Consider the following 24,256-nt stretch of genomic DNA (forward strand, 5'->3'; position numbering starts at 1 on the left):
ATGGCCGAGGAAACCCCGGTCACCGCCGGCCCACCGCTGCTCGAGGCGACGGATCTGCAGATCGAGCTCATCACCGCGCACGGCGTGGTGCGCGCGGTCGACGGAGTGAGCTTCACCGTCCGCCGGGGCGAGACCGTGACCCTGATCGGCGAGTCCGGCTGCGGAAAATCGACCACGGCGATGGGCGTACTGCGACTGCTTCCCGAAGGGCTCGCCGTGCTGTCGGGCAGCGTACGCATCGCCGGGCGGGACATCGTCGCCGATCCGGACGCCGCACGCGCGGTACGCGGGCGAACCGTTTCGCTCATCCCCCAGGATCCGATGACGGCCCTCAGCCCGGTGCACACCATCGGCCACCAACTGGGCGACGCCCTACGCCTGCGCCACCCCGGCATGACGCGAACAGAAGCACGTGACAAGGGAGTTGAACTGCTCGCGCAGGTACGCATAACCGAACCTCGGACCCGCTGGAAGGCGTACCCGCACCAGTTCTCCGGCGGCATGCTGCAACGCATCCTCATCGCGACCGCGCTGGCCGCCGAACCGGAACTGCTGGTCGCGGACGAGCCCACCTCCGCGCTGGACGCGACCGTGCAGGCGAGCGTGCTCGACCTGCTGATGGAACTTCAGGAACGCACGGGCATAGGCATGTTGATGATCACCCATGACCTCGGGGTGGCCCGGCTGGTCTCCGACCGGATCCACGTCATGAAGGACGGCCGTTTCGTCGAGTCGGGCTCCGCACAGCAGATCGTCGAGCGGCCCGCCGAGCCGTACACCCGTGAACTCCTCGCCGCCGTGCCCCGTGTGGGTACATGGGACGAGGACGGCGACGGCCGGTCCGAGCCCGTCGCAGAGGAGGCGGCGTCATGACCGAACTCCCCACCGCCACAGGGCCGGTGCTCCTCTCCGTCGAGGACCTCGTCGTCGAATACGCCACGTCACGCGGCCCCTTCCGAGCCGTCGACCACGTCAACTTCCGCATCCCCCAAGGCGGTTCACTCGCGATCGTCGGCGAGTCCGGCTGCGGCAAGTCGACGCTGGCCCGAGCCCTGGTACGGCTGCTCAAGCCGGAAAGTGGCCGCATCATCCTGGACGGGACGGACATCGCCCAGCTCCCCGAACGACGACTGCGCCCCCTGCGCCGCCACGTACAGATGGTCTTCCAGGACCCGTACGGCTCGCTGGACCCCCATCTCACCGCCCAGCAGATAGTCGCCGAACCTCTACATGTGCACGGCCTCTCCGACCGAGCCCAACGCGCCAGGCGGGCAGCCGAGTTACTCGACCAGGTAGGCCTGCCACCCTCGGCCCTGGACCGCCGACCACCCGAGTTCTCCGGCGGCCAGCGCCAACGCATCGGCATCGCCCGCGCCCTGGCCTCCCGCCCCGATCTCCTGGTCTGCGACGAGGCGACGTCCGCCCTGGATGTCTCCGTACAGGCCCAAGTCCTCGACCTCCTGAGTGAGTTGCAGAAGGACACCGGCATCGCCTACCTCGTCATCGCGCACCACCTAGGGGTAGTCCGGGAGATCAGCACCGAACTGCTGGTGATGCGCGCGGGCCGGATCATCGAGTCCGGCCCGACGGCCACGGTGCTCACCTCGCCCTCCGACCCCTACACCCGCGCCCTGCGCCGCGCCGCTCTGGACCCCACCACCATCCGGGGCGTGAAACCCCGCCACCTGCTCACCTCCGCCCCGGAAGGAACCCCCACGTGACCCCCGGCATCGACCTGCCGAACATCCCCGTCCCGCTCTCCCGCCTGGTACTGGGCACCATGACCTTCGGCGACACCGTCGACGCCTCCTCAGCAGCCAACATGCTCGACGCCGCACTCGACGCGGGCATCACCGGCATAGACACGGCCAACGGCTACGCGGGCGGCGAGAGCGAGCGCATCCTCGCCGCCCTCCTGCCAGGCCGCCGCGACCAAATCGTCTTGGCGACCAAGGCCGGTATCCCCCACCCCGACCAGGGCGACAACGCCCCCCTCTCCGCAGCCGGCCTGCGAGCCGCACTGGAAGGCAGCCTGAAGCGCCTCGGCACCGACTCGGTCGACCTCTTCTACCTCCACCAGCCCGACCGCAAGACACCCCTGACCGAAACCCTCACCACCGTCGCCGAGTTCGTGGCCGAGGGAAAGATCCGCGCCCTCGGCGTCTCCAATTACGCGGCCTGGCAGATCGTCCAACTAACCCGTACCGCCGATGAGTTGGGAGCACCACAGCCCGCCATCGCCCAGCAGATGCACAACCTCCTCGCCCGCCGCATCGAGGAGGAGTACATCGAGTACGCCGCAGTCACCGGCCTGCGCACCATGGTCTACAACCCCCTGGGCGGCGGCCTCCTCACCGGCCGCCACCGCTTCGAACACCCCCCGGAATCAGGCCGCTTCGGCGACTCCAAAGTCGCCGAGATGTATCGCCAACGCTATTGGGACGGACGCCTCTTCACCGCAGTGAACCAACTCTCCACCATCGCCGAAGCCGCCGGCATCCCCCTCACCGACCTGGCCCTCCGCTGGCTCCTGGACCGCGACTCGACCGACGCCCTGCTCCTGGGCGGCTCCAGCACCACCCACCTACTGGCCAACATCACGGCCGCCAACAACGGCCCCCTCCCCACCGACGTAACGGCGGCCTGCGACGAGATCGGCAAGGCACTACGCGGCCCAATGCCCGCATACAACCGCTGAAAAGGAGCCCACATGACCACACCCCCGGTGCCACCATGCACCCGCACTCTCCCTCCGGCGGGAGGGGTCGTGGGCCGGTGCGTCGTATGCCCGTCGCTTAGCTCCGGTCTCGGAGAACCCGCACCTTGTACCAGGCCAGAGCCGTACGCCCGCCCTGCGACGGGCTGACGCACCGGCCCACGACCCCGCACCCCCCACCCACCCCAGGGGCGCGGGGAACTGCGCGACCAGCCACCCACACACCCGCACCCGTCCAACCGCCGGAGGAGCACCCCCCTATGACCCCCACCACCTTCGCGGCAGCGATCCGCGCACGCGACCCCCTGGTCGGCTACTGGTCCGTCCTGGACTCCCCCGTCTCCACCGAACGAATAGCCCGCCTCGGCTACGACTACGTAGCCCTGGACGCCCAACACGGCCTGATCGACTACGCCGGAGTACTCGCCTCCCTGACCGCCATAGACACCAAGGGCTCAACCGCCGTAGGCCTGGTACGAGTTGAGGCCAACGACCCCATGCCCATCGGCAAGGCCCTGGACGCAGGTGCGGCCGGTGTCATCGTCCCGCTCATAGACACCGCACAGGACGCCGCCGCAGCGGTGGCCGCCGTACGCTACCCCCCACTCGGCAGGCGCTCGTACGGCCCGATGCGCTCAGCCCTGCGCATCGGCCCCGACCCCGCCGACGCGCACGAGCAAACCGTGGTGCTCGCGATGATCGAAACCGCCGAGGGCCTCAAGAACGTAGAAGAGATCTGCGCCACCGACGGCGTCGACGGCGTCTACATCGGCCCCTCCGATCTACGTATCGCGCTGGGTGGAGCCAGCTCCACCGACCCGACGGTCGCGGACGAGTTCGAGGCCGCACTGGTCACCGTGCGCGAAGCGGCAGCCGCCGCCGGGACAGCCGCCGGCATCCACAACGCGGACGGCGCGAGCGCCGCCAAGCGCCTCACCGAGGGCTTCACCTACGTCACGGTCGCGAGCGACCTCGTACACCTGGAGCAGGTGGCGTACCGCCACCTCACCGCCGTACGCGCGACAGGCCAGGTCCGGTGATGCCGGGCCCGGCCGTCGCCGACGGCGTCGTACGCCCGCACCCCACCGAGACGGGTCGCTTCGAGTCGTGGCTGTCGGCACCGGCCGTGCAGAACCATGCCGCCAATCTCACCGTGTTACCCGACGGTGAGCTGGGCTGCGTCTGGTTCGGGGGAACGCAGGAAGGTGTCGCGGACATCTCTGTGTGGTTCTCCCGGCTGCCCGCGGGCGGTGACACCTGGTCCCGCCCGGAGCGGCTCTCCCACGACGACACCCGGTCCGAGCAGAACCCGCTGCTGTTCACCGACCCGTCCGGCGACTGGTGGCTGCTGCACACCGCGCAGCGGGCCGGGCGCCAGGACACCGCCGAGGTACGGCTGCGCGTCAGTCACGACGAGGGAAAGACGTGGGGCCCCTCCCGCGTGCTCTTCGACGGCGGAGTCTTTGTACGCCAGCCGGTGACCGTGCTGCCGTCGGGCCGCCGACTGCTGCCCGTCTTCCGCTGCGTCGCCGCGCCGGGCGAGCGATGGTCGGGCGGGCGGGACACCAGCTCGGTGATGGTCAGCGACAACGAAGGGGTGAGCTGGCGCGAGGTTCCGGTGCCCGGCTCGACCGGGCTCGTGCACATGAACGTCCGCCCGCTGCCGGACGGTTCGCTGCTCGCCCTGTTCCGCAGCCGCCGCGCCGACGCCGTGTACCGGAGCGTGTCGTACGACGACGGGGAGAGCTGGACCGAACCGCGCCCGCTGGACCTGCCGAACAACAACTCCTCGATCCAGTACACCCCGTTGGCCGACGGCCGTCTCGCGCTGGTCCACAACCACAGCAGCGCCGCGGACGCCGTCGCCCGCCGCGTCTCGCTGTACGACGAGATCGACGACGACGGGCCGAGCGCGGACGGCGAGCCGAGCGCGGACGCGCCCGCTGCCACCCCGGCGCCCGCCGCCGCCCCCACGACCGGAGCCGCCTTCTGGGGCGCCCCGCGCGCGCCGCTCACCCTCTCCGTCTCCTCGGACGGCGGCCTGACCTGGCCGGTGCGCCGGGACCTGGAGACCGGTGACGGCCACTGCCTGACCAACAACTCCCGCGACGGCCTCAACCGCGAGCTGTCCTACCCGTCCGTCGTCCAGACCCCGGACGGTGCACTGCACGTCGCCTTCACCCACCATCGCCGGACGATCAAGTACCTCCGCCTGAGCCCCACTTGGGCTGACCGGGAGATCGCATGACCACGACCCCCATGACCACGACCCTCATCACCACGCCCACCTTCTCCCGCTACTCCGCCGAGCCCTGGCGGATCCTGGAGCGAGCGGGAGCGGGCCCCCTGCGTCCGTACGAGGACGAGGCGCTGCCCGCCGACGAGCTCCTCAAGCGGATCCCGGAGACCGACGCCCTGATCGTCGGTATGGACCTGATCACCGCGGACGTCATCGACGCGGCGGACCGCCTCAAGGTCATCGCCAAGCACGGCGTGGGCGTCGACACCATCGACCTCGACGCCGCACAGGCCCGTGGCATCCCCGTGGTGTGCGCGCCCGGCAGCAACTCCCGGGCGGTCGCCGAGTTCACCTTCGGCCTGATCCTGGGCGCCACCCGTCGTATCACCGATGCGCACCAGAGGGTGGCGGACGGGGAGTGGCCCAAGCTGTTCGGGCCCGAACTCGCGGGCAGAACCCTGGCCGTGATCGGTTTCGGGCGGATCGGACAGCTCGTGACCGGGTACGCCCGGGCCTTCGGCATGACGGTGCTCGCGCACGACCCGTACGTCGACCCGCGGGACATGTGCGCCCTCGGCGCCCGCTCGGCCACCCTGGACGACTGCCTGGCCCGCGCCGACGTCGTCAGCCTCCATCTGCCCGCGACCCCCGGCGCGGGCCCGCTACTGGACCAGGCGCGGCTCGCCGCGATGAAGCGGGGCGCGCTGCTGGTGAACACCGCCCGCGGCGGTCTCGTCGACGAGGCGGCCCTCGCGGCGCTCCTCGAGGACGGTCACCTGGGCGGCGCCGCCCTCGACACCTTCGCACACGAACCGCTCGGCGACAGCCCGCTGCGCAGCGCCCCGAACGTCCTGCTCACCCCGCACATGGCGGCCTGCGGCCAGGACGCCAACCGCATGATGGGCGCCATGGTCGCCGAGGAGGTCGTACGCGTCCTCGCGGGCGAGCCCCCGCAGCACCCCGCCCCCTGACCGCCTCCCCTCAACTGCCGTCCCCCTCTCCTCCTCAACTCCGCTCCCCAACTCCCTTCCCTGTCCCCCGAGTCCGGCGACGAAGCCGGACGCGTTGACAAGCGCTTCCGGGCAAGAGCATCACCGACGAAGTTCAAAGATCCTCATCAGCCTCGCGGGGTCCTGAGTCGGCCGGGTGCGGTCGGGGTACCCGGGGGCTGCGAGACGGTGCCGGCCCGCTGGAGCCGTGGGCCGGGGGAAGGAGCCGGACGTGGCTGAGAAGGACCGACTGCGGACCTACCGCGGCAAGCGCCACTTCGACCGGACCAAGGAGCCTCAGGGAACCAAGGAGCCTCGCGGAGCCGGGGAAAGCCGCGGTCAGGACGTGTCCTCGGACGACGGGTGGCACTTCGTGGTGCAGATCCATGACGCGAGCACCATGCACTTCGACTTCCGGCTGCAGGTGGACGACGTACTGAAGTCCTGGTCCGTCCCCAAGGGCCCGTCCGCCGACCCGCAGGACAAGCGGCTCGCGATGCCCACGGAGGATCATCCGCTGGAGTACGAGGAGTTCGAGGGTGTGATCGCCGAGGGTGAGTACGGCGGCGGAACGGTCATCGTCTGGGACCGCGGCACGTACCGGCCCACGAGCCATGACCGGCGGGGACGGCCCATGCCCTTCGACGAGGCGCTGGAGAGCGGTCATGCCAGGTTCTGGCTCGACGGCTCGAAGCTGCACGGCGTATACGCGCTCACCCGGTTCCGCGGCGGCGAGCGCGAGGCGTGGCTGCTGGTGAAGACGGACGACGAGCGGGCCCGGCCCGGTGACTCCGGTACGCCCGATCCGCGTCGGGCCCGCTCGGTGCGCAGCAGGCGCACTCTGCGGCAGGTCGCCCGGGAGGAATGAGCGGCGGTGACCGATCTCCTGGGCCCCTGTCCGTCGACGAGAGCCGACGGCTGCGCGAGGCACGCGGGGGCCGACAGCCGCTACCAGCCGCGCCGTTCGCCGGGCTGCTGAGGGTGGTACTAGTGCCGCATCAGGCAACGTTCGCCCCGTTGACGACCTCGAGGCGGTCGTCGGCGGCATGCTTGTTCCGCCAGCTGATGTATCGGCGGATCATGCTGCCCTGCCTCTTTGTGGCTGGCATGGTCGGTGCCATCGAGTGCGAAGTAGCGCAGGGCGGTGAACTGGGCCTCGATACGGTTGAGCCAGGAACTGTTGGTCGGGGTGTAGGCGATGGACCCGAACGATCTGGTCCTGGCTGTCCAGCTCAGCGGGGAACTTCACCCTGTCGACCGGTGCCGGGTTTGCCGGCTCCGTGAGTCACAGGAACTCGCTCCGGTAGGTCGAGGCCAACTCGGCCGCACGGCGGCGGCGTTCCGCGAGCTCGTCCTCCGACAGTTGTGGCGGTGGCGCGTCCATACCCGCGACGACATCGCCGATGCGCGTGAAGTACTCGTCCTGGCCGGCGGGGGTGCACATGCACAGCATGCGGGCCGGCGCACCCGAAGCGTTGCGGAAGTTGTGCGGGGCGTTGGCCGGGATGTTGACCGTGGACCCGGCCCCTACGGTGTGCTTCTCGCCGCGGAAGGTGAACTCGATCTCGCCCTCGAGGATGGTGAACATCTCCTCGAAGTCGTGCCGGTGCGGCGGCGGGCCGCCGCCGTCGGGGACGCGCATGTCGATCAGGCAGTACCGGCCGTCGGTCTGCTCGCCGGTGACCAGCATGGCGTACGTGTTGCCCACCAGAGAGATGTACGTCGTGCCGGGATCGTCGGGGTCCGCCACGGTCAGCGAGCGGGACGGGTCGTCGTCGGGGATCATCGGAATCGTCTCCTTCAAAGGTCAGTCAGGTGAGGATCAGGTGCCGGGCGGGTCTCATGCAGTCCGGCAGTCTCCCGGCCGTCGATGCGCATGCTGCCCGAAGTGGGAGTCCGGCCCGGCCGCGCGGTGCTTCAGTGTGTTCTTGCCGGTGTCCGAGGGGCCCCATTGCGGCGGGCAACGGGGCGAGGGGCCACCTGTGTGGAGCGCTTGCATACCCCTCCTGCGGCACGGGGTGAGCGCGCTCGGTGCCGGCTCAGATCGACTTGAGGACGCGGATGCGGTCGGCGATGGCGCGGCGGGCGACGTCGGAGGTGAAGGCGATGGAGTCGAACTCGTGCGGGGCGCCGGGGTGCAGGTGGAATTCGACCGGCACGCCGGCGCGGCTGAGTTTGGTGGCGTAGGCGGTGTCTTCGTCGCGGAAGACGTCGAGCTGGCCGACCTCGATGTAGGCCGGCGGCAGGCCGGTCGCGTCCTCGAGCCGGGCTGGGGCCGCCGTGGCCGGGACGTCGGGCCCGCCGGCGGCCTCGCCGAGCAGGGCCGGCCATGCGGTGAGGCTGTCGTCGTAGGACCACAGCAGGTAGGGCGCGATGTGTGGATCGGGGGTGGTGGTGCGGTCGTCGAGCATCGGCATGAGAAGGATCTGCCGGGCGATCTTCGGGCCGCCGCGCTCGCGGGCGAGGATCGACACGGCTGCGGCGATTCCGCCGCCGGCGCTGTCACCCATCACGCCGATCCGGTCGGTGTCGACGCCGAGTTCGGCGGCGTGTTCGTGCAGCCAGCGCAGTGCGGTGTAGGCGTCCTCGAGCGGGGTCGGGAAGGGGTGCTCGGGGGCGCGGCGGTACTCGACTGACAGCATCGGTACGCCGCTGGCGGAGACGTAGCGGGCGAGCGGCCCGTCGAACAGGTCGATGTGGCCGAAGATGTATCCGCCGCCGTGGAAGAACAGCACAGCCGGGCCAGGCGCCGCGCCGTCCTTGGTGTACCAGCGCATGGTGATCCGCGCGCCGTCGCCGGTGGTCGTGTAGTGCTCGCTGGTCTTCACGTCGGCCGGGACCGGCTGGGCCGTTCCCGCGGCGCCGATGATCGGCTCCCACATGGCGCGCCGCGCCGCGATGTCCCCCACGGCCGGTGGTGTGGCGTCCGCCATCGCGCCGGCCATCGGGGCCAGCGCCTCGGCGATTTCGGGATCCAAACTCAGTGCCATGGCCTTTTCCTTTCGGTGGAGGATCGGCGTCAGGCGACGGGCGGGACGACGATGACCTTGCCGTGCACCGCGTTTTCGGCGGCCCGGGCGTGGAGCGCCGGCAGCTCGGCCAGCGGCACCCGCTCGGCGACGTCGACGCGCAGCTCGCCGCGGTCGATCAGCGCTACCAGCTGCGACAGCTGGTCGGCGTCGCTGCGGACGAACAGGTCGATGCCGCGCACGCCGCGCTCCTGGTCGGAGGGCGCGGGCATCCATACCGTCGTGTTCACCACGACCCCGCCCGGACGGACCAGTGTGACGAGCGCGGCCAGCTCGGCCGGGTCGACCGGCGCGAGGTTGAGCACGACGTCGACCGGCTCGGTCACCGCCGCGCTCACGCCGGTGGTGGTGTGGTCGATGACCTCATCGGCGCCGGCCGACGTGACCGCCTCGCTGCTGCGCGGGCTGGCCGTGGCGATCACGTGGGCCTCGGCTCCCTTGGCCAGCTGCACGGCGTAGCCGCCGACCGCTCCGCCGGCGCCGTTGATCAGCACGCGTTGCCCGGCCGTCAGCTTGCCGTGGTCGAACAGCGCCTGCCACGCGGTGAGGCCCACGAGTGGCAGTGCGGCGGCGTCGGGCAGGGGGATGCTCTTGGGCGCCGGCGTCAGGACCTCGGCCGGCGCGAGGACGTACTCCGCGGCGGCGCCGTTCCCGTCCATCGGCAGGAAGCCGATGACGTCGTCACCGACCGCGATGCCGTCCACGCCCTCGCCCAGCGCGTCGATGGTGCCGGCGACGTCGATGCCGGGAGTGTGCGGCAGCACCACCGGGATGGGGCCGCGCATGAAGCCGCCGCGGATGTTGCCGTCGACGGAGTTGAACGACGTCGCGGCGACGCGGATACGGACCTCACCGGCCCCGGGGACGGGCTGCTCCACGTCCTCGTAGCGCAGGACGTCGGGGTCGCCGTACTCGTGGAAACGTACTGCCTTCATTTCGGTTCTCACCTTCACTGCGGTCGATGTTACTTCGAATTCGAAGCAACTGTGATGACGATACCTCTGCTTCGAATTCGAAGCAAGTGTTGTCGGTCACTGCCGGTGCGAGCGCATCGCCACGGCGAGTTCGGCGGCGGCTTGGTCGATGCAGGCGCGCAGTCGTGCCGCGTCGCTGTGAGCCGTGGCCGACCAGTCGGCGGGGTCGGCGACGACGATCGTGGGCACGGGGTCGGCGTGCACGCCGGCCAGGCGCCTGCGTAGCACCTGCGCGAGGTCCGGCGGCTGCCGGCGGGAGCCGCTGTTGAGCGCCAGCAGCACCGGCATGCCGGAGAGGACACCGTCCCCGAGGACGGCGAAGAACAAGTCGAGCACCTCGCTCGGGGAGGCGGCGAGCACCGGGGTCGCCACCACGAGCCCGTCGGCCGCCACGACCGCCGCGATCGCCTCCCGCAGGTCGAGGCTGACGCGGTCGTGGGTGGAGTGCTGGGCGAGGTCGGCCGCCAGCCGGTGCAGCTCCAGCACCTCCACCTCGGCGCGCGCACCACCGACCGCCAGTGACCGGCACACAGCCTCCGCGACCCAGTCCGCGAGCAAGCGGGTCGGGCGCCCGTAGCCGACGCCGGCGCACAGGACGGCCAGAGACACCGGGCTCCACGCGGCGGTGTTCATCCCGGCATCGTGTTCATGGCTTCCTCCCCGCGGCCGGGCTGTCGTGCCGTCACCGGGGAGGGCCGCGGACGACGTTGCGCGAGGTAAGGGATGTTCATGGCCGGTCCTCGAGATCTGTGGGCGGCGGCGCCGTCCTTCTGCTCGCAACCCTGCGCCGCACCACTGCCCGATCTCCATGTTCTGCGGTGCTCAGCCGGGCCCAACACTGCCCACACCGTGCGCGCACGAGGTCACGACATCAGACCCGTGAGACCCTCGCGTCCGGCTCAATACACCCGGCCGGGATGGCATCGAAACACGCGGAGAAGTTCGGTTCCAGCGCCGCCTGCGGTAACTGGAAGTCGGCACCCCACACTCTTCGAATTCGAAGCAGTAGACTTCGGTCATGCCTGATTCACCGCCGTCGCTCGACCCCGTGCAGCTCGGCGCTTACTTCGACCTCATCGAGGTGACCAGCCTGCTCCGGCATGCCGTCGAGCAGCAGCTGCGCGAGGCCGGCGATCTCAGTTATGTGCAGTTCCAGCTGCTGGCCCGCCTCGGGGACTCGCCGACGGGCAGTCACCGCATGACCGACCTGGCCGACGGCGTCGTCTACAGCCGCAGCGGCCTGACATACCAGGTAGATCTGCTCGAGAAGAAGGGCCTGGTCGTCCGCGCTCCCTCGCCGGACGACGAGCGGAGCATCACCGTCACCATCACCGATGCCGGGCGTGCGCTGCTTGCGAAGGTGCTGCCGGGTCACGTCGAGGTAGTCAGCGGCCTCCTGTTCGAGCCGCTTTCGCGCGACGACGTCAAGGCTCTCGCCGGCCTGCTGGCGCCGGTGCGCGACCACATGCGCTCGACGCCGTCTCGCTCGGCCGCACCTCGCCGCCGCAAAGGCGGAGCATAAGGATCCGACCCAGGCCACGCAGAAGGGACCACGACACGTCCCGCTCGACGTGGGGCCAGTGGAAGAAGCGACGTGCCACGCCGAGGACAGGGACTGTGGCGTAGCACCCGGACGACGTCGAGTCGGTGCTGCATACATGCGAGCAGCACTCTCCGTCCCGGGTGCTGCCCCGCGCTCGGTGCTACTCACGTCGAAAGCGCTTCATCAATCGGATCTTCGACGGCAAGATGGGCCTGACGAGAGGAGCCCGGATTGGGTGCGAGGGGCCTGGCGGGCCGGCTGGCCGCGGCACGAGCCGGTGCGCTGGTGGGCAGGGAGCCGGAGCGGGCGGTGCTCGACCGGATGCTCTCGGGCGCGGCGCAAGCGCCGTTTGTGGCGTACCTGCACGGCCCCGGTGGCATCGGCAAGTCCTCGCTGGTGCGCTACGCCGCCCGGCAGGCGGAACTCGTCGGCCGCCGCGTGGTGCACGTGGACGCACGGTTCCTCGACGCCGATCCGCGCCGACTCGAGGAGGCCGCCGCCCCGGCGTGCACCGAACCCGGCACGGTGCTGCTCATCGACACCTTCGAGCAGTGCCAGCCCCTCGAGACGTGGCTGCGCGAAACCTTCCTGCTCCGGCTCGCCGACCATGCGATCGTGGTTGTGGCCAGCAGGACCGCCCCCGACGCCGAATGGTCGCTGGACCCTGGATGGGCGCAACTGTTCACCGCACTGGCCGTGCAGCCGCTCGACGCCGCCCAGTCCGACGCCCTGCTCGCCGCCCGGGGTGTCCCCGCCGAGCAGCGCGGCGCCTTCGTCGCCTTCGCCGGAGGCAGCCCGCTCGCCCTCTCGCTGGCCGCTTCCGTGCCCGCCGCGGCACCCGGCACACCGTGGTACCCCACCGGCGACATCCTGACGACCCTGGTCGAGCGGCTGGTCGGCGACCTGCCCGGCGCCGTCCACCGACGCGCCCTCGAAGTCGTCGCGCAGGCCTACGTCACCCGCGAGCCCCTGCTCCGCAAAGTGCTGGGTGACCAGGACACCAACACGGTGTTCTCCTGGCTGCGCCAGCTGCCCTACATCGAGGCCACGCCTGAAGGGCTGCACCCGCACGACGCGGTGCGGGCGACCCTCGAGGCCGACCTGCGCTGGCGGGACCCCGAGCGCTACGACGACGTCCGCGCCCGCATCTCGCTCGCCGGCCTGCAAGCCGTGCGCTCCGCCACCGCCGACGACGCGCTCTTACGAGTCGCGGAATGGATGTTCCTCTTCCGCGACCAGGGCGGCCCGGACAATCTGTACAACTACCGGACACACCCCCACATCGAGGACACTCCGCTCCGGTCCGAAGACGTGCCCGGCGTGCTGCGCATGGCCGAGGAGGCCGAGGGCCCGGCATCGGCAGCCGCGGTCGCACACTGGCTGCGCCGCCAGCCGGAGGCCTTCCGCGTCCACCGCTACGCGGGCTCTTCCGCACCCGTTTCGTTCATGGCCATCCTGCGGCTGGACGCACCGCTGCCCGAGGACCGCGCCGAAGACCCGGTGATCGCAGCAGTCTGGGACCTCGTGGAGGCGGCCGCTCCCCTGGGACCGGGCGAGCACCTGGGCATCCGCCGCTTCGCGGTGCAACCCGGCGGGCACCAGCGGCCCTCACCCCTGATGGAACTCATCAGCCGGCGCACCATCGCCGAGGAGATGACGAGCCACGGACGCGCGGTGACCTTCACCGTCTTCGAAGACGCCGACCGGTGGGGACGCTACCTGGCCAAGGCCGGGATGCCGGAGGTCGCGGCCGTGGACGTCGGCGGCCTGCGACAGCACGTCTTCGGCCGGGACTGGCGACGGCAAACAGTGGAACAGTGGGTGCAACACCGGGCTCGCACCGCGGTCACGCCCGTAGCGACATGGCCTGCAACCGCCTCCACGAGCGGCCCAGGCGACCAGCTGCCGCGCGCCGCGTTCGAGGAAGGCGTGCTCGAGGCGCTGCGCACCTGGCAGACCCCACGCGAATTCGCGACCAGCGTCCTGCTGCACTCCCATCTCGTGCCGTCGGGCTCACCCGACCCGGTCGCGGACCTGCGCGGCGCCATCACCACCGCCCTCGACGCGATACAGATCGACCCCGCGGGCGTCAAAGCCCACGAGGCTCTCACCGCCACCTACATCACGGCCTTGCGCACCCACAAGGCCGCCGCCCGGCGACTGGGGGTGCCCTACGGCACCTACCGGCGCCACCTTGCCCTGGCCAAGGAACGCCTCATTGAACAACTGCTGCGTCAACCGGCCACGACATCCACGCCGACCCCGCCACACTCGTCCCCGGAGGAGTGAGGCCACCGCGGTACCGCGGTGCAACGTCCTCCGCGAGAAGCGCGTACTGCCACTCGTTGTCGTTCAATGGCCACAACAAGAAACTCCTTCATCCCTACCCTCATCTGCCTCCCTCGAGGCGTTGGTCCGCGAACCCGGCGTGCTGGCCGGGGCAGTTGCGCTCGAACATGACCACTCTGCGGGCGGTTTCACCCGGGCCCATGACGCCTGAAGGTCTCGGCGCAGGGCCACGGCGACAGCGCCGGTACCCGCGCCGGCCGAGGGCCCTGCTGCTGGACCGGAATCCAAGCCACACCAGAGGTTCCCGTGGGCAGTGCTGAGCACGATTGAGCAACACCGGCGGCCAGCGACCGGGCAGCGGGGCGGCGCAGGGTCTCCAAGCAGGAGGACGGCGCCGCTGTCCGCGACGAGGCCCGGTGCGGCCGCGAGGCCGGCGATGGAGTTGACGTTGACGATCGCGCCGCCGCCGGCCTGGCGCATCGAGGGGGCGGCGCGCCGGAGACGCCCTCCTCGCGGAGCAGGATGCGGATGATCCGCAGCAACCGCCTGCCCCGTCGTCATCAATCTCCCGAACCCGCACGCGTTCAGCCACCTGATCATTCTGGCCGTCCGATGCTTCCTCGCGCAGGAAGTGGGCGGCACATCACGACAGGGCGAACCTTGCCTGATGCGGCACTAGCTCTGCTGGACGTCCTTGACGAACACGATGCCGTCGCTGTCCGCCAGGTGGGCCGGGTCGAGCGGGGCGTAGCCGAACCAGGGGGATACGCGGGGCGCGGGCCGCGTGTCGCCGAGGGCGGTGGCCAGCCTCGGGGCGTTGATGACGTAGCGGTCCTCCGGGAGCGCGTACAGGAGTCCTTCGAAGGTGTCCGGCGGCGGGGTGCCCACTCCCTGGTGCCGGATCGTGCCGAGGGCCGTGGCCAGGAAGGCGTACTCCTCTCCGAGCTGGGCGCTCACCAACGCACCGGCGCTCCACCACTCCACCGGGCCCTCCCACATCTGCATCGTGCTCTTCTTCCGCTGGAGATGGGAGTTGTTGGCGTGGATGAGTGCCGGGCCCCGAGCGCCGACGGCAAGGAGGTTGTGGGCCATCATCAAATCCCGCAGCGCGCACAGCCGCGTCATGCGGGCCGGTGAGGTGTCGGCCATCCAGTAGTGGTACTGCAGCAGGCCGGTGGCGGTGCGTCCGTACAGGCGTGCCCGGTCCCAGTCGTCCCGCGAGGTCGCCGTGATCAGGTGCGGTGTCTGCGCGTCGAGCAGCGCCACCAAGTCATCGGCGAGCAGCCGCAGTTGGCCGGCCTCGGCCGACTGCCCAACAGACTGGGACGGGTCCATCATCGCGGCGGGATCGGTCCACCGGTCGTCGGTGCCGAGCAGGCGGTCGAGCGTGTCCGCGGTGCAGGGGAGCAGGTCCGCGTCCACCTGGGCCGAGAGACAGCCGTGGAGTGCGGTGAGGGCCTGCCGGGGACTCGCGGCGTGGGTGATCTCCAGCGGACCGTCGAAGCCGGCGAAGCGGACCTGCTCGGACGCGGGCCGGCCGTCGTTGTACTCCCTTATCCAGTGCACGAGTTCGCGGTTGGCCGCGAACGCGCCCCACCCGTGGCTGAATCCGCGCTCCATGACCTCGTCGAGGGTGCCCGTGCCCGAGGTGACGTAGGCGTCCACGACCAGGCCCATCATGCAGTCGCTCTCGATCGTGATCGTCCGGTAGCCCTCCTGCTCGACGAGCTGCCGGAAGAGCTCGTTGCGCAGGTCGAGCAGAGTGTCCTCGCCGTGGGTGGGCTCGCCCAGGGCGAGCAGCCGCGGCCGGGCCGGAAGCAGCTTCATGACGGCGGTGGCTTCGACGGCATGGGCGATGTCTTTGATGTCAGTAGCCATGCCTTTAACGGTATCGTTGAACCTTTGGTTGAAACTTTCCCGCGATATCGGCAGGTTCATGGGACGAAACCTTCAAAACGGCGAGCGGCTCAGGCCGGTTGACCTGGCGCGCGGGCACGGTCTGTCCACGCAGGCGATCAGGAACTACGAGGAAGCCGGCATCCTTCCGGCCGCCGGTCGCACACCCCACGGCTACCGCACCTACACCCCGCTGCACGCGCGGGCCCTGCGCGCGTTCCTCGCCCTGGTGCCCGGCCACGGCCACCAGACGGCGATGTCGATCATGCGGGCCGTGAACCAGGGCGCGGTCGATGAGGCGTTCCGCCTCATCGACGAGAGCCACGCCCAGCTCCTCGACGACCGCCGGACCCTCCAAGCCGTGGAGAGCGCCCTCCGCGACCTGGAGCCCACCTCGGCGCCCGAGCCCGGTGCGGGGTCCGGGCCGGCCGCGGTATCCGGGCCCGGCGGCACGTTCATCGGGCCGCTGGCAGACAAGCTCGGAATCCGGCCCGCGACGCTGCGCAAATGGGAGCGCGCCGGGCTGGTGCGCCCGCGCCGCGACCCACTGACCGGGTACCGCGTCTACGACGAGGCCGACGTACGGGACGCCCGGCTGGCCCACCAGCTCAGGCGGGGCGGCTACCTGCTGGAGCAGATCGCCCCGCTGATCGCCCAGGTGCGGGCGGCCGGCGGTCTTGAGCCGCTGGAGGCCGCGCTGTGCGACTGGCACGGTCGGCTGTCCGCCCGCGGGCGGGCGATGCTGACCGGGGCCGCAGAGCTGGAGGCGTACCTTCGCGAGCGTGGATGAGACTTCGGTCGCCGGCCGCCGGAGAGAACAAGAGGCATCAACGGTTCCGGCTCGGCTGGAGCCCTGCTCACTTGACTCACTTGCAGACCCGGATCGTGCACAGCTCCGGGTCCGACGCGTCCGGGAGGTTCATGCCTCCCCGCAGGCCGGTGCGCAGGTAGCGCAGGACGGGCTCGGTGAGCCGTTCTCCCGGCAGGACGGCCGGGATGCCGGGCGGGTACGGCGTGATCATCTCGGCCGAGACGCGGCCGGCCGCCCGCTCCAGGGGCATGGTTTCGGTGGGGCCGAAGTACGCGTCGCGGGGCCGTAAGGCCTGCTCCAGCCGCATGTCCTGACTACTCGGTACGTCGATGACCGGCAGCCCGGCCGCCAGTTCCCCGGCATGCTCGGCGAGGTCGCGCAGCGCGTCGGTCAGAGGCTGGGTGGTGGCGGTCGAGTCGGCGTGGGTGAGCTGGGCGTTGATGCGCCGGTGGTCCGCGAGGTGCACGTCGATGTGGTGCTGGGTGCGCAGCCAGTCGGCCGCGCGGTAGCCGCTCGTACCGAGACCGCTGACGTCGACGACCACGGGCAGCGGGTCGAAGTCGACGGACAGGCCGGGGCCCACGAGATCGTCGCGGCCGAGGACGTGCAGGCCGGGAATCTCGTCGATGGCGCGGCGGACGTCCGCGGCGAGACGCAGCGCGTCGTCCAGGAGGTCCTTGCCGTGGAGGACCATCTGGCGGCGCCAGGCGTCGAGTCCCGCGTAGATGAGGACCGAGGGGCTGGTGGTGCCGAACAGGTCGGCGCGCGACTGGAGGGTGCTCGTCTCGATCAGGGAGCCCTGGAGGTGGTAGACGGAGCCCTGTTCCAGTCCGCTGCCCATCTTGTGGATGCTCGTCACGCAGACGTCCGCGCCGGCGTCCATCGCCCAGGACGGCAGGTCCGGGTGGAAGGGCAGATGGGCGCCCCATGCCTCGTCGACGACGAGGGGCAGATCGCGTGCGTGGAAGATGTCCGCGATGTCCCGCAGGGCGGCGCAACTGCCGTACGGGGTGGGGCTGGTGACGAGGGCGCCGCGCGCGTCCGGGTGACGGGTGAGCGCCTCCTCGAAGGCTTCCGGGCCGGGTGCGTGGGCGAGGCGTTGCTTCTCGTCCCATTGGGGATCGACCCAGACCGGTTCGATGCCGGAGAGGATCAGTCCGGAGATCACCGACTTGTGGGCGTCGCGGCCCACGATGAGCTTCTCGTTCGGGCCCGCCACGGCGAGCATGGCCGCCTTGACGGACAGGGAGCTGCCACAGGTGGTGAAGAACGTGTGCTCGGCGTGCACCGCGTCCGCCATCAGCCGCTCCGCACGTAACAGCACATCGCCGCTGGTACGCCGGTCGTCGAGGCCTCCGGACGCCAGGAGGTCGGTGTGGTAGACGGCGTCACCGAGGATCGCCCGGGCCTGGGGGTCGGCGCCTCGTGCCTGCTTGTGGCCGGGCGGAGTGAAGGCGAGTTCGCCGTGCTCGTGATGGCGCCGCAGGGCCTCGAGTACGGGGGCTTGCGTGTGGTCCACGGTCGTCGGCCTCCCTCCGACAATGACATCGGGCGTGGGGCGTACTCCGGGGCTCCGAGGCGGGGTTCCGAGACTTACCGGCTCGGATGCTTACTGCCTAGTCGGAGCCGTCCACCTCGGTGGCTTCGCGGTTCGCTCGGGTGCTCGGGGTGATGGGGTCGCCCGGTCCGCGGTCCCGTCCCTCGGTGGTGTCCGTGTCGTCCTCGTGCCCCTGTTCCTTGACTTCCTCCAGGGCCTCTTCGGTCGCGGTGCGGGTCTCCTTCTTGCGCCCGGACGGGCGCCGCATGATCTTGCGCATACGTGGCGGGTACCCGGTGCGCCGACGGGCAGTCAGGTCCGGCGCCCGTCATGGAGAACGGCCACGGAGAACCCTCGCGGAAAACGCCTCCGGCGACCGCACGGGCCGAGCCCGATACGGCCGCCGGAGAGGTATCGCGCCGGCGAGCCGGGCCTACCGACCGGTCTGCTTCTTCACGCGGTCGGCGGCCTTCTGCGCGGCTTCCTGCGCCTGGCCCGACACCTGCTCGCTCCGGCCCTCGGCCTCCTGTGTCCTGTCGCCCGTGGCCTTGCCGGCGGCCTCCTTCATCTTGCCCTTCATCTGCTTGGCCTTGCCCTTTGCCTTAGCCATGGTGATCCGTCCTTTGCGGAAAGGTGGACTGGCGTATCCACCCTGCGCCCCTGCCTTCACCTTCGCAATTCGTGAACCCTTCGCCACGGCGAGTGAGCGAGTACGGATCCGGCGGCGCCCGCATTGGCACACCGCCGGGCAAGTGGCGACGATGGAGAAACACGTCAGCGCTCCGATCCGGAGGGGACGATGACCTCACACACCCGTTCGGGAGCTGTCGAGCCGACCGGTGACCCACAGGAGGCGACCGTGCCTGACGAAACGGCCCAGATCGTCGCGTTGCAGGAGCAGGTCGGCCAGTTGAAGGAAGCCGTGACCTCGCATGCCGTCGTGGACCAGGCGATCGGCATGATGGTCGCGCTGGGACGGGTGGCACCCGACCAGGGCTGGGCTGTCCTGCGGGAAGTTTCCCAGCACACCAACATCAAGCTGCGGAATGTCGCGGAACTGATCATTATCTGGGGGCAGAAAGGAGATCTCCCACCCGATATCCGAGCCACGCTGGAAGACACGCTCGATCGTTACGGGCCGACACAGATTCCGGGCGTACCACCACTGGGGTAATCGCCCCGCCCATCACCTCCGGAAATCAAGCCGCCGGACCCGTTGGCCATTCTTCAACATTCCCCAACAGGGCAGGGCAACCGCTTTGTTCGGACGGATCCGAAGCGTTTCGGATCCGTCCGATTGGTTAATTCGGACAGCGGCGGCACACTGGCAAACCGCTCCCGGGAGGGTTCGGCAGTGAGCCCGCCGCTCGGTCGTCCGGCCCGGGGGCATCCCCACCGGGCGACTGGGTTTGTCCGCTCCGGGGCACCGGCGCGGACGTTCCAGGACGCCTGCGCGGACACGACCGCGGGCCGGATATCAAGCGGCCTTCTCCGAGAGGGCCTTCTCCCTCAGTTCGGCGCAGCAGGCGCTGAGCAGCCGGGACACGTGCATCTGCGAGATACCGAGCTGATGCGCGATGCGACTTTGGGTCATGCCTCCGAAGAAGCGCAGGTAGAGGATGGTCCGTTCGCGTTCGGGGAGTTCCTGCAGGCAAGGCTTCACGGCCTCGCGGTCGACGACCAGATCGAATCCGGCGTCGGGCTCGCCGAGGACGTCTCCCAGTGCGTAACCGTCGTCGCTGCCCGGCAGTTCGGCGTCCAGTGAGAGGGCGGTGAAACTGTCGAGGGCTTCGAGACCGACGCGTACGTCGTCCTCGCTCATCCGTGCGTACTCGGCGATCTCGGCGATGGTCGGCTGACGGCCGGACGACGTCTGCGACAGGTCCTTCGCGGCCGTACGGACCCGGTTGCGCAGGTCCTGGACCCGGCGCGGTACGTGAAGGACCCACATATGGTCCCGGAAGTGGCGCTTGATCTCGCCGGTGATCGTCGGGATCGCGTAACTCTCGAAGGCGCAGCCACGGTCCGGGTCGTAGCGGGCGACCGCCTTGACGAGGCCGAGTGCCGCGACCTGGCAGAGGTCCTCGACCGACTCGCCGCGCCCCCGGTACTGGGTGGCGATGCGGTCGGCCATGGGCAGCCAGGCCCGGACGATCTCGTCGCGGAGGGCGTCGCGCTCGGGCCCTTCAGGCAGAGCGGCGAGCCTTTCGAAGGCCGCGGCCGTGTCGGGGGCGTCGTCGTGCGGGTGTTGCTTCGATCTGACGGTGACTCGCATGGTGCGTGCATCTCCCTCAGAAGGTGCCGAGACAGTCACCGTGGGAGCAGGTACGCACGAACCGTCCGGAACACACCCGCGATCTGGCGGACCAGCTCCCACGGACGTGCCTCCTGTCCGAAGCACTTATACGCATTTGCCCCATATTCAGTCACCCAAACCCAGCCAGTCACACCGGGACGGTCCACCAATACGGGAATGGCGTGACGCTGAGCCATCGAATGATTTCGAAATGTGACGGTCGCCGCGGAATACCCGGAATTCGCGGCCGGGAAATACCGAACGGGAGCAGCGGGCGGCTGTTTCGGTCGGTCGCGCCGGGTACTCGCGGGTGATGGACATCGTGACGACACGACTGGCCGTCTCCTCCGCGGTGACGGGCGGAGTGGTGCCGTTCCTGGTGGGGCTCGTCATCGTCGGCGCCCTGATCTGGGCCGTGTGGCGTGGCCGCCGGATCCGCGCCCGCGAACCCGCACCGCCGCGCCCCGATGAGCAGCCCAGGATGCCCGACTCCGGCCCCGTGCACGAGGTCCGCGAGCGGCGTGAGCCCGCCGAGGTGCCACGCGACCGCCACCGGATCACTCCGCACCGGCTACGGGGGCACGGCAACCTCCGTACCCGCCGCGCGGCGGACCAGAAGGCGCCGAAGTGGGACGAGAACTCCAGCGGAGGTTTCGGCAGCGGTGGCCCCGGGCGGACCTGATCCTTCGACGCACGGGATCCCTCGACGCCCGGGTGCGCCGCCGCTCAGGAAGGAACGGGAAGGAACACGCACATGAGTCACACCGACCGCGACACCCTGCCCCTGCCCGACTTCGACCATCTGCCACTGGGCGGCCTGCGGGCCCGTATCCGGTCGCTGTCCACAGACGAGGTCGAGCAGATACTCGCCTACGAGCGCGCGCACGCCGACCGTACGCCGGTGGTGGAGGTGATCAAGGCCCGGCTGGCCGAACTCGCCTCCGGGGCCGAACCCACGGGCGGCGACCCCACGGCCGTACGCCCCGAGCAGTCCCCGCACCGCGCGGGCCGGTCGGTGTCGCCCGCCACCGCCGCGGAGGCGACCCACCCGCCGCCCCACGGAACTCCGGACCAGCGCGGCAGGCCGAAGGGCAACCAGACCTGAGGATCAGACCTGAGGCCGGGACTTGAGGCCGACTCCGTATGGGCCGGACTCCGCTGGATACCCGTCGTCCCCATGAAGGCACTGATCATCAACTGCACCCTCAAGGCCTCCCCCGAACCGTCCAACACGGAAGCCCTCGCCACCGTCGTCGCCGAGCAGCTCGCGAAGGACGGCGTGGACGTCGATTTCGTACGGGCCGTCGACCTGGACATCAAGCCCGGCGTCACCAGTGACGCCGGGGCCGGTGACGAGTGGCCGCCCGTACACGAGAAGCTCCTCGACTCGGAGATCCTGGTCATCGCTTCTCCCACCTGGCTCGGCAGGCTCTCGTCGGTCGCGCAGCGGGTGCTGGAGCGGATGGACGCCATGATGACCGAGACGGACGAGGAGGGACGTCCCGTAGCCTACAACCGGGTCGCCGGAGTGGTGGTGACCGGCAACGAGGACGGTGCCCACCATGTGATCAGCGAGATCTCGGGCGCGCTGGGCGACATCGGCTACACCGTCCCGGGCCAGGCGTGGACCTACTGGCACCTCGGTCCCGGCCCGGGCCCCGACTACGTCGACGACGAGCGCGGCCACGACTGGTCGCACAAGACGGGCCGCGCCATGGCCGCCAACCTGCACAGTGTCGCCCGGGCTCTGGCCGACCGGCCTCTCGGATCGCCTCCGGGCTGAGGCCGGACCGCGTGGGTGCTCTTCTCGCGCTGGCTTCGGCGGCCCTCTACGGCGTCGTCGACTACGCCGGCGGGCTGCTGTCACGCCGGATGCACTTCGCCGTGGTCACCTTTCTCGGGCAGATCGGCGGGCTGCTGCTGGCGCTGGCGGTGGCTCTGGCGATGCCCGCGGAGGTGGTGCGGTCCGCGGATGTGGTGTGGGGAGCGCTGTCCGGGGTCGGCAGCGGCTCAGCCATGCATTTCCTCAACCGGGGGCTGAGCCGCGGGGCGATGAGCATCGTGGTGCCGGTGAGCGCCGTCACCGGGGTGGCCCTGTCCGTGCTGTGCGGCGTCTGCTTCCTGGGCGACCGGCCCACGCTCCTGGCCTGGCTCGGCATCTGCGTCACGATGCCCGCGCTGTGGCTCGTGTCCGGTGGAGAGGCCCACCACGGCGCGGGTACGACCCCGGCGACCATGGACGGTCTGCTCGCCAGTCTGGGCGTGGCCGTGCAGTACATCGGGCTGGCACAGGCGGGCGCCGAAAGCGGAGTGTGGCCGGTGGTCGCGGGACGTGTAGCGGCGGTCGTTGTGGTGCTGCCCGGCGTCCTGCGGAATGTCCCGCAGTTCCGGCAGTCCCCGAAGCCGCTGGTTCAGGCGGTCGTGATCGGAGCGGGCGCCGCTCTCGGCCTGATCCTCTACCTCTGGGCCACCCGGTTGCAGATGCTGGCCCTCGCCGTCGTACTGGCCTCGCTGTATCCGGCCATTCCGACGGTCCTCGGGCTCTCGATGCTGCACGAGAAGGTCAGCCGCAGGCAGCTGGTCGGCCTGGTGAGCGCGGGCACCGCGATCGTCCTGCTGACACTGGGCTGACAGGGCCCAGCCCCAGCACCGCTCGGCCACAGGGACCTGATCGTGATGGGCGACTCCTGCCGGCATGCCTGGAAACACGCGATCCCCAAAACCACGCGGGCGACCGGGCCCGGATCAGCGTCCAGTCCCGGCCGCACGGCGTGCACTGACCGAACCCGAGGCCCGGCGCTTCAGCGAAGGTCGCTCGCCTTGAGGTAGTCCGAGTCGATGAGCACCTTCTTGTAGTTGCCCTTGTCGACGCTCACCGGTTCCAGAAGATACGCGGGCACGACCTTCTCCCCGTTGTCGTACGTACTGGTGTCGTTGATCGCCGGACGCTTGCCGTGGACCACCGCGTTGACCATGTACGAGGTGATGAGCGCGAGTTCGCGGGTGTCCTTGTAGACGGTCTGCGTCTGCTCACCGGCCATGATCGACTTCACCGAGGGCACCTCGGCGTCCTGCCCCGTGACGATGGGCAGGTCCCTGCCTCCATCGCCGCCGTAGCCGTGCGACTTCAGCGCTTTGATGATCCCGAGGGACATGCCGTCGTACGGAGAGAGGACCGCGTCGACGCGCTCGTTCGTGTAGTGGGAGTCGAGCAGTTTGTTCATGCGCTTCTCGGCTCTGACGCCGTCCCAGCGCAGGGTCGTGACCTGGTCCATCTTGGTCTGCCCGGATTTCACGACGAGCTCGCCGCTGTCGATGTAGGGCTGCAGAATCTTCATCGCGCCGTCGAAGAAGAAGCCGGTGTTGTTGTCGTCGGCCGAGCCGGCGAACACCTCGAGGTTGAACGGGCCCTTGGCGCTGCCGTTGGCCAGCCCCAGCTGCTCGATGAGAAAGTCGGCCTGGAGCTCGCCGACCTGCTCGTTGTCGAAGGTGGCGTAGTAGTCGACGTCGTCGCTGCCCAGGAGCAGGCGGTCGTACGAGATCACGGGAATCTTCGCGGACTCCGCCTTGCGCAGCACATCGGTGAACGCGCGTCCGTCGACCGCCGCGATGACCAGGGCGTCCACACCGTCGTCGATCATCGCCTCCACCTGCTCGACCTGGGTCTTCGGGTCGTTCTCGGCGTACTTCAGTGTGGCGCCGTAGCCGAAGCCCTTGACCTGGTCGACCATGCTGCGGCCGTCGCTGATCCACCGCGGGGAGTCCGTGGTGGGCATCGCTATGCCGACGGTTTCGTCTCCTGAACTGCCCACGTCGCCGCTCTCACCGCAGGCGGTAAGGGACAGGGACAGGGCTGCGGACAGGGCCGCGGCTACGGTGATGCGGACGCGCATGGTCATCTTCCTCGTAAGTGACAAGTCACCGCACCGGACTGGTT

The 24,256-nt window shown here is 70.0% G+C and carries 25 protein-coding genes and 2 pseudogenes; 16 read left to right on the forward strand and 11 right to left on the reverse strand.

Annotated features, from left to right (window positions below):
* The 7 genes from IEZ21_RS30345 (at position 1) to IEZ21_RS30375 (ending at position 6,812) form a co-directional block, all read left to right on the forward strand.
* On the forward strand, positions 1-873 hold the full coding sequence (locus IEZ21_RS30345; protein WP_189325051.1) for an ABC transporter ATP-binding protein: 873 nt from the start codon (positions 1-3) through the stop codon (positions 871-873).
* Positions 870-1,721: an ABC transporter ATP-binding protein gene (locus IEZ21_RS30350; protein ID WP_189325052.1), complete on the forward strand. Its 852-nt coding sequence runs from the start codon at positions 870-872 to the stop codon at positions 1,719-1,721. The genes IEZ21_RS30345 and IEZ21_RS30350 overlap by 4 nt, the downstream gene beginning before the upstream one ends.
* Complete coding sequence (locus IEZ21_RS30355) at positions 1,718-2,698, forward strand: aldo/keto reductase (protein ID WP_220450457.1); 981 nt, start codon at positions 1,718-1,720, stop codon at positions 2,696-2,698. Before IEZ21_RS30350 ends, IEZ21_RS30355 begins: the two co-directional genes overlap by 4 nt.
* Positions 2,699-2,976: 278 nt before the next feature.
* Positions 2,977-3,756, forward strand: coding sequence for an HpcH/HpaI aldolase family protein (locus IEZ21_RS30360; RefSeq protein WP_189325053.1), 780 nt, complete (start codon positions 2,977-2,979; stop codon positions 3,754-3,756).
* Complete coding sequence (locus IEZ21_RS30365; protein ID WP_189325054.1) at positions 3,756-4,964, forward strand: sialidase family protein; 1,209 nt, start codon at positions 3,756-3,758, stop codon at positions 4,962-4,964. Before IEZ21_RS30360 ends, IEZ21_RS30365 begins: the two co-directional genes overlap by 1 nt.
* Entirely contained in the window at positions 4,961-5,926 is a 966-nt protein-coding gene (locus IEZ21_RS30370; RefSeq protein WP_246568282.1) for a phosphoglycerate dehydrogenase, read from the forward strand. The genes IEZ21_RS30365 and IEZ21_RS30370 overlap by 4 nt, the downstream gene beginning before the upstream one ends.
* Before the next feature lie 250 nt (positions 5,927-6,176).
* Positions 6,177-6,812 (forward strand): DNA polymerase ligase N-terminal domain-containing protein, encoded by a 636-nt coding sequence (locus tag IEZ21_RS30375; RefSeq protein WP_189325055.1) that lies wholly within the window; start codon positions 6,177-6,179, stop codon positions 6,810-6,812.
* 130 nt (positions 6,813-6,942) lie between these two features.
* Here IEZ21_RS30375 and IEZ21_RS48660 read toward each other — a convergent pair.
* The 5 genes and pseudogenes from IEZ21_RS48660 to IEZ21_RS30400 form a co-directional block, all read right to left on the reverse strand.
* A pseudogene (locus IEZ21_RS48660) lies at positions 6,943-7,144 on the reverse strand (transposase); the annotation flags it as partial.
* Between the two features lie 85 nt (positions 7,145-7,229).
* Entirely contained in the window at positions 7,230-7,730 is a 501-nt protein-coding gene (locus IEZ21_RS30385; protein WP_165342804.1) for a cupin domain-containing protein, read from the reverse strand.
* Positions 7,731-7,983: 253 nt separating this feature from the next.
* Positions 7,984-8,934 carry an alpha/beta hydrolase gene (locus tag IEZ21_RS30390; protein ID WP_033322853.1) on the reverse strand — a complete coding sequence of 317 codons (951 nt, stop codon included), beginning with the start codon at positions 8,932-8,934 and terminating at the stop codon, positions 7,984-7,986.
* A 29-nt stretch (positions 8,935-8,963) separates the two neighbouring features.
* Complete coding sequence (locus IEZ21_RS30395) at positions 8,964-9,908, reverse strand: NADP-dependent oxidoreductase (protein WP_165342806.1); 945 nt, start codon at positions 9,906-9,908, stop codon at positions 8,964-8,966.
* Between the two features lie 96 nt (positions 9,909-10,004).
* Positions 10,005-10,580, reverse strand: coding sequence for an NAD(P)H-dependent oxidoreductase (locus IEZ21_RS30400; RefSeq protein WP_189325056.1), 576 nt, complete (start codon positions 10,578-10,580; stop codon positions 10,005-10,007).
* A gap of 385 nt (positions 10,581-10,965) precedes the next feature.
* On the opposite strand from IEZ21_RS30400, the gene IEZ21_RS30405 reads away from it, so the two are divergent.
* Together IEZ21_RS30405 and IEZ21_RS30410 are read left to right on the forward strand one after the other, a co-directional pair.
* A complete protein-coding gene (locus IEZ21_RS30405; protein WP_189325057.1) occupies positions 10,966-11,469 on the forward strand; it encodes a MarR family winged helix-turn-helix transcriptional regulator in 504 nt (167 codons plus the stop codon).
* Positions 11,470-11,721: 252 nt separating this feature from the next.
* Positions 11,722-13,779 (forward strand): ATP-binding protein, encoded by a 2,058-nt coding sequence (locus IEZ21_RS30410; RefSeq protein WP_213089370.1) that lies wholly within the window; start codon positions 11,722-11,724, stop codon positions 13,777-13,779.
* Positions 13,780-14,454: 675 nt separating this feature from the next.
* Here the strand turns inward: IEZ21_RS30410 and IEZ21_RS30415 are convergent.
* A complete protein-coding gene (locus IEZ21_RS30415; protein ID WP_189325058.1) occupies positions 14,455-15,657 on the reverse strand; it encodes an erythromycin esterase family protein in 1,203 nt (400 codons plus the stop codon).
* A gap of 58 nt (positions 15,658-15,715) precedes the next feature.
* Between IEZ21_RS30415 and IEZ21_RS30420 the strand changes: the two genes are divergently transcribed.
* Entirely contained in the window at positions 15,716-16,465 is a 750-nt protein-coding gene (locus tag IEZ21_RS30420; protein WP_189325059.1) for a TioE family transcriptional regulator, read from the forward strand.
* Positions 16,466-16,541: 76 nt separating this feature from the next.
* On the opposite strand, the gene IEZ21_RS30425 is transcribed toward IEZ21_RS30420, so the two are convergent.
* From IEZ21_RS30425 to IEZ21_RS30435, 3 genes are all read right to left on the reverse strand, one after another.
* Positions 16,542-18,005, reverse strand: a complete 1,464-nt coding sequence (locus IEZ21_RS30425; protein WP_189325060.1) for an aminotransferase class I/II-fold pyridoxal phosphate-dependent enzyme — start codon at positions 18,003-18,005, stop codon at positions 16,542-16,544.
* A 97-nt stretch (positions 18,006-18,102) separates the two neighbouring features.
* Positions 18,103-18,303: a hypothetical protein gene (locus IEZ21_RS30430; protein WP_189325061.1), complete on the reverse strand. Its 201-nt coding sequence runs from the start codon at positions 18,301-18,303 to the stop codon at positions 18,103-18,105.
* 153 nt (positions 18,304-18,456) lie between these two features.
* A complete protein-coding gene (locus IEZ21_RS30435) occupies positions 18,457-18,633 on the reverse strand; it encodes a CsbD family protein (RefSeq protein ID WP_189325062.1) in 177 nt (58 codons plus the stop codon).
* Between the two features lie 249 nt (positions 18,634-18,882).
* On the opposite strand from IEZ21_RS30435, the gene IEZ21_RS30440 reads away from it, so the two are divergent.
* Positions 18,883-19,197, forward strand: coding sequence for an ANTAR domain-containing protein (locus IEZ21_RS30440; RefSeq protein ID WP_246568284.1), 315 nt, complete (start codon positions 18,883-18,885; stop codon positions 19,195-19,197).
* 303 nt (positions 19,198-19,500) lie between these two features.
* Here IEZ21_RS30440 and IEZ21_RS30445 read toward each other — a convergent pair whose 3' ends face one another.
* A complete protein-coding gene (locus tag IEZ21_RS30445) occupies positions 19,501-20,298 on the reverse strand; it encodes an RNA polymerase sigma factor SigF (protein ID WP_189325064.1) in 798 nt (265 codons plus the stop codon).
* 334 nt (positions 20,299-20,632) lie between these two features.
* Between IEZ21_RS30445 and IEZ21_RS30450 the strand changes: the two genes are divergently transcribed.
* The 5 genes and pseudogenes from IEZ21_RS30450 to IEZ21_RS47890 all read left to right on the forward strand — a co-directional run.
* Positions 20,633-21,001 (forward strand): DUF6479 family protein, encoded by a 369-nt coding sequence (locus IEZ21_RS30450; RefSeq protein WP_189325065.1) that lies wholly within the window; start codon positions 20,633-20,635, stop codon positions 20,999-21,001.
* 72 nt (positions 21,002-21,073) lie between these two features.
* Positions 21,074-21,424 (forward strand): DUF8129 domain-containing protein, encoded by a 351-nt coding sequence (locus IEZ21_RS30455; RefSeq protein WP_033319803.1) that lies wholly within the window; start codon positions 21,074-21,076, stop codon positions 21,422-21,424.
* Positions 21,425-21,496: 72 nt separating this feature from the next.
* Positions 21,497-22,102 (forward strand): flavodoxin family protein, encoded by a 606-nt coding sequence (locus tag IEZ21_RS30460; RefSeq protein ID WP_189325066.1) that lies wholly within the window; start codon positions 21,497-21,499, stop codon positions 22,100-22,102.
* A gap of 11 nt (positions 22,103-22,113) precedes the next feature.
* Complete coding sequence (locus tag IEZ21_RS30465) at positions 22,114-22,950, forward strand: EamA family transporter (protein ID WP_189325067.1); 837 nt, start codon at positions 22,114-22,116, stop codon at positions 22,948-22,950.
* A gap of 3 nt (positions 22,951-22,953) precedes the next feature.
* Positions 22,954-23,099: pseudogene (locus tag IEZ21_RS47890) on the forward strand (alpha-ketoglutarate-dependent dioxygenase AlkB); the annotation flags it as partial.
* 21 nt (positions 23,100-23,120) lie between these two features.
* On the opposite strand, the gene chvE reads toward IEZ21_RS47890, so the two are convergent.
* Positions 23,121-24,218, reverse strand: a complete 1,098-nt coding sequence (gene chvE / locus IEZ21_RS30470) for a multiple monosaccharide ABC transporter substrate-binding protein (RefSeq protein WP_189325068.1) — start codon at positions 24,216-24,218, stop codon at positions 23,121-23,123.
* Between the last annotated feature and the right edge of the window lie 38 nt (positions 24,219-24,256).

Source organism: Streptomyces flaveus (assembly GCF_014647675.1).
In the GTDB taxonomy this organism is placed as follows: Bacteria; Actinomycetota; Actinomycetes; order Streptomycetales; family Streptomycetaceae; genus Streptomyces; species Streptomyces flaveus.

What these genes read in the sequence shown, in the direction of transcription:
- IEZ21_RS30360 (WP_189325053.1), top strand. Translation starts at nt 2,977, where the DNA reads ATGACCCCCACCACCTTCGCGGCAGCGATCCGCGCACGCGACCCCCTG.
- IEZ21_RS30400 (WP_189325056.1), bottom strand. Translation starts at nt 10,580, where the DNA reads ATGAACACCGCCGCGTGGAGCCCGGTGTCTCTGGCCGTCCTGTGCGCC.
- IEZ21_RS30345 (WP_189325051.1), top strand. Translation starts at nt 1, where the DNA reads ATGGCCGAGGAAACCCCGGTCACCGCCGGCCCACCGCTGCTCGAGGCG.
- chvE (WP_189325068.1), bottom strand. Translation starts at nt 24,218, where the DNA reads ATGACCATGCGCGTCCGCATCACCGTAGCCGCGGCCCTGTCCGCAGCC.
- IEZ21_RS30395 (WP_165342806.1), bottom strand. Translation starts at nt 9,908, where the DNA reads ATGAAGGCAGTACGTTTCCACGAGTACGGCGACCCCGACGTCCTGCGC.
- IEZ21_RS30445 (WP_189325064.1), bottom strand. Translation starts at nt 20,298, where the DNA reads ATGCGAGTCACCGTCAGATCGAAGCAACACCCGCACGACGACGCCCCC.
- IEZ21_RS30450 (WP_189325065.1), top strand. Translation starts at nt 20,633, where the DNA reads ATGGACATCGTGACGACACGACTGGCCGTCTCCTCCGCGGTGACGGGC.
- IEZ21_RS30420 (WP_189325059.1), top strand. Translation starts at nt 15,716, where the DNA reads ATGGGACGAAACCTTCAAAACGGCGAGCGGCTCAGGCCGGTTGACCTG.
- IEZ21_RS30455 (WP_033319803.1), top strand. Translation starts at nt 21,074, where the DNA reads ATGAGTCACACCGACCGCGACACCCTGCCCCTGCCCGACTTCGACCAT.
- IEZ21_RS30435 (WP_189325062.1), bottom strand. Translation starts at nt 18,633, where the DNA reads ATGGCTAAGGCAAAGGGCAAGGCCAAGCAGATGAAGGGCAAGATGAAG.
- IEZ21_RS30460 (WP_189325066.1), top strand. Translation starts at nt 21,497, where the DNA reads ATGAAGGCACTGATCATCAACTGCACCCTCAAGGCCTCCCCCGAACCG.
- IEZ21_RS30370 (WP_246568282.1), top strand. Translation starts at nt 4,961, where the DNA reads ATGACCACGACCCCCATGACCACGACCCTCATCACCACGCCCACCTTC.
- IEZ21_RS30430 (WP_189325061.1), bottom strand. Translation starts at nt 18,303, where the DNA reads ATGCGCAAGATCATGCGGCGCCCGTCCGGGCGCAAGAAGGAGACCCGC.
- IEZ21_RS30365 (WP_189325054.1), top strand. Translation starts at nt 3,756, where the DNA reads ATGCCGGGCCCGGCCGTCGCCGACGGCGTCGTACGCCCGCACCCCACC.
- IEZ21_RS30415 (WP_189325058.1), bottom strand. Translation starts at nt 15,657, where the DNA reads ATGGCTACTGACATCAAAGACATCGCCCATGCCGTCGAAGCCACCGCC.
- IEZ21_RS30350 (WP_189325052.1), top strand. Translation starts at nt 870, where the DNA reads ATGACCGAACTCCCCACCGCCACAGGGCCGGTGCTCCTCTCCGTCGAG.
- IEZ21_RS30390 (WP_033322853.1), bottom strand. Translation starts at nt 8,934, where the DNA reads ATGGCACTGAGTTTGGATCCCGAAATCGCCGAGGCGCTGGCCCCGATG.
- IEZ21_RS30405 (WP_189325057.1), top strand. Translation starts at nt 10,966, where the DNA reads ATGCCTGATTCACCGCCGTCGCTCGACCCCGTGCAGCTCGGCGCTTAC.
- IEZ21_RS30385 (WP_165342804.1), bottom strand. Translation starts at nt 7,730, where the DNA reads ATGATCCCCGACGACGACCCGTCCCGCTCGCTGACCGTGGCGGACCCC.